The sequence below is a fragment of the Shewanella sp. TB7-MNA-CIBAN-0143 genome (genome assembly GCF_040310065.1).
In the GTDB taxonomy this organism is placed as follows: Bacteria; Pseudomonadota; Gammaproteobacteria; order Enterobacterales; family Shewanellaceae; genus Shewanella.
Map to the genome: position 1 here is coordinate 1 of NZ_JBEOPL010000167.1, position 234 is coordinate 234.

The following is a 234-nucleotide window of genomic DNA, read 5'->3' on the forward strand; positions in this document are numbered from 1 at the left end:
GTTAGCTGATGTAAACGCTGGTGACATTCTTGCGCTTGCATGGCGGCGCAGTAACTTTAAATTTGGCAACTTAGCAGCAGTAAGTCGAAATGAACTGACTATTCCCCTTGAGCTACTTCGCACTGATAACATACCTGTTTGCATTAAATGCTTGTCTGAATCTTCATGTATTCCTTTTTATTGGCATTTAAAGCCCTATAAAGCGTGCCATAAGCATAAAGCACAATTAACTAC

The 234-nt window shown here is 40.2% G+C and carries 1 protein-coding gene; it reads left to right on the forward strand.

Annotated elements, in window-relative coordinates; genetic code table 11:
* Nucleotides 1-234: TniQ family protein (locus tag AAEY97_RS21520; RefSeq protein WP_351001438.1), on the forward strand; the 234-nt coding region annotated here is incomplete at both ends.